Annotated in this window: 4 protein-coding genes; all 4 read right to left on the reverse strand. The window is 64.7% G+C overall.

Annotated features, from left to right (window positions below; all coding sequences use genetic code 11):
• Window positions 1-107: 107 nt before the first annotated feature.
• The 4 genes from VW35_RS04100 to VW35_RS04115 are packed head-to-tail and all read right to left on the reverse strand — an operon-like array spanning window position 108 to window position 1,497.
• On the reverse strand, window positions 108-647 hold the full coding sequence (locus VW35_RS04100) for a phage tail tape measure protein (RefSeq protein WP_046141776.1): 540 nt from the start codon (window positions 645-647) through the stop codon (window positions 108-110).
• Window positions 637-828 carry a rcc01693 family protein gene (locus VW35_RS04105; RefSeq protein ID WP_046141777.1) on the reverse strand — a complete coding sequence of 64 codons (192 nt, stop codon included), beginning with the start codon at window positions 826-828 and terminating at the stop codon, window positions 637-639. Before VW35_RS04105 ends, VW35_RS04100 begins: the two co-directional genes overlap by 11 nt.
• Window positions 825-1,139: a gene transfer agent family protein gene (locus tag VW35_RS04110; protein ID WP_046141778.1), complete on the reverse strand. Its 315-nt coding sequence runs from the start codon at window positions 1,137-1,139 to the stop codon at window positions 825-827. The genes VW35_RS04105 and VW35_RS04110 overlap by 4 nt, the downstream gene beginning before the upstream one ends.
• Before the next feature lie 7 nt (window positions 1,140-1,146).
• The gene (locus VW35_RS04115; protein ID WP_046141779.1) at window positions 1,147-1,497 is read right to left on the reverse strand and encodes a phage major tail protein, TP901-1 family; all 351 of its coding nucleotides are present in this window, start codon (window positions 1,495-1,497) and stop codon (window positions 1,147-1,149) included.
• Window positions 1,498-1,550 lie beyond the last annotated feature (53 nt).

The following is a 1,550-nucleotide window of genomic DNA, read 5'->3' on the forward strand; positions in this document are numbered from 1 at the left end:
CACCCCACCTCCCCCTTAAGGGGGAGGGGCGCAACTGTTCTTGCTACGATACTGGTGAGCCACCGTCAGATCCCTCCCCCTACCAGGGGGAGGCTAGGGGGGTCCTACTAGGCTCCCCTTGACCCCCTACGCACCGCCCTTAACAGCATCGCGCTGACCTCGGCCTCGCTGGCCGCAAAGCTGCGCGCATCCGTCGCCGTTACATTGAACGTTACGCTGACCCCGCCACCGCCCCCCGCAACGCCGAGCCGACCATCCGGCCCACGCGTCAGCGGCATGATCGCCTCGGGGCCGGCCTCTCCAGCCAGCCCCATCCCGCGCCCCAGCGGAAAATAACTCGGGCTCGCGATCACCCCACCTTTGGCAAAAGGTGTCACCGCCGGATTGGCTGCCGTAAACAGGCTTTCGACCAGCCCACCCACCAGCGTCCCAAGCGGCTTGAACGCCGCCTTGAGCGCAATATCGGCAAAGCTCTTGGCGATATCGCGCAGCACCGATCGAAAGCTCTTCCCCTCCGTCAGCGCCCCGCGAAAAGCGTTGCTGACCGAACGCGCCACGCCATCGGCCAGCGCGCCGATCCGTTCGAGTTCACCCGAAACATCGACAAGCTCGTCCCTCAGCCCATCGCCAAACAGATCACCGGCCATCTGGAAACCGCTCCATCATCGCTTCGAGCCCTTGCCGGTCCATCGACCCCGCCCGCTCGCCCACCACCGCGCCCCAGGCCGCCGCCAGTTCACGCGGACTCATCCGCCAAAAAGCATCCGGCGGCAGCCGCAACACGCCCAAGCCAAACCCCATGGCTTCCTTCCAGGGAAACGGTCTCATGCCACTTCCCCAAACGTCGCTTGCAGCAACCGCACGGCAATCTCAGCAGCTCCGCGCAGCCCGCCCTCGACGCTCATCTGCGCCAGGTCATCGTCGGAAATGGTGTTGCCGCCGCCACGCAAACCTGCCCCGATGATCGCGGTCAAATCCCGCGCCGAAATTTTTCCACCGGCAAACCGCTGGGCCAGTCCCGCAAGGTCCCCTGCCCCCAACCGCGCCTCTAGCTCCGCCAACGCCCCAAGCGTCAGGCAAAGCACTCTCGTCTCGCCTCCGATCTCGGCAGCGATCTCTCCTCGATGAATGTTTGGCATTTTGTCCTCAGATCGCCGTGAAGCTGATTTCCCCGGCACTCTCCAGCGCCAGGTCGAAGGTCACTTCGCCCGCATGATCGGCCGAAAACTCCAGCGCCACGATCTGAAACGGCCCCGCCACCGTCCCGAAATGCGGCAGGATCAGCTGCCAGTTCCGGATCGTGCCGGCAAAGAAAAGGCTCCGGATGAGTCCATCCGAAGCCTGATCCTTGAACACCCCGGCCCCCGAAACCGAAGCCCGTTTCAACCCGCCGCCCGCCAGCAACTCCCGCCAGCGCCCCGCGCTTTCCTGGTCCGTCGTATCGACACTCGCCGCATTGAACGCCAGGCTCCGCGTCCTGAGCCCCGCCACCGTCAGAAAACTCCCCGACCCCGTCTGCTAGAGCTTTAGAATGCTAACCTTGTCTCCGG

It is taken from the genome of Devosia soli, assembly GCF_000970455.1.
In the GTDB taxonomy this organism is placed as follows: domain Bacteria; phylum Pseudomonadota; class Alphaproteobacteria; order Rhizobiales; family Devosiaceae; genus Devosia; species Devosia soli.

Bases quoted from the DNA above. Each gene is read 5' to 3' on its own strand.
- VW35_RS04100 (WP_046141776.1), bottom strand. From the start codon at position 647: ATGGCCGGTGATCTGTTTGGCGATGGGCTGAGGGACGAGCTTGTCGAT.
- VW35_RS04105 (WP_046141777.1), bottom strand. From the start codon at position 828: ATGAGACCGTTTCCCTGGAAGGAAGCCATGGGGTTTGGCTTGGGCGTG.
- VW35_RS04110 (WP_046141778.1), bottom strand. From the start codon at position 1,139: ATGCCAAACATTCATCGAGGAGAGATCGCTGCCGAGATCGGAGGCGAG.